The sequence below is a fragment of the Paraburkholderia sp. SIMBA_027 genome (genome assembly GCF_046535315.1).
GTDB classification, from domain to species: domain Bacteria; phylum Pseudomonadota; class Gammaproteobacteria; order Burkholderiales; family Burkholderiaceae; genus Paraburkholderia; species Paraburkholderia tropica.
The window spans coordinates 1-255 of sequence record NZ_JAWRWY010001087.1; the positions used below are offsets into that span (position 1 = coordinate 1).

Here is a 255-nt window from a genome sequence, read left to right on the forward strand (position 1 = left end):
TCTCACCCGGGCTGGGTTCGGGGTGCATGTGGAAACTACCGGGGAAGGCGGTTTGGAGCGGATCCGTAGCCTGCGGCCTGTGGCCGTGATTCTCGACGTCGGGCTGCCGGGTATCGACGGCGTCGAGGTCTGCAGGCGCCTGCGCGCCCAAGATGACTGGACCCCGATCATTTTTGTCACGGCCCGGGACGAGGAAGTCGATATGCTCCTAGGCTTGGAGTTGGGCGCCGACGGCTATATGACCAAGCCTTTCTC

Annotated in this window: 1 protein-coding gene; it reads left to right on the forward strand. The window is 63.5% G+C overall.

All coding sequences use genetic code 11. The features are described 5' to 3' along the window. Positions 1 to 255: response regulator (locus SB764_RS42470; protein WP_410867103.1), on the forward strand; the 255-nt coding region annotated here is incomplete at both ends.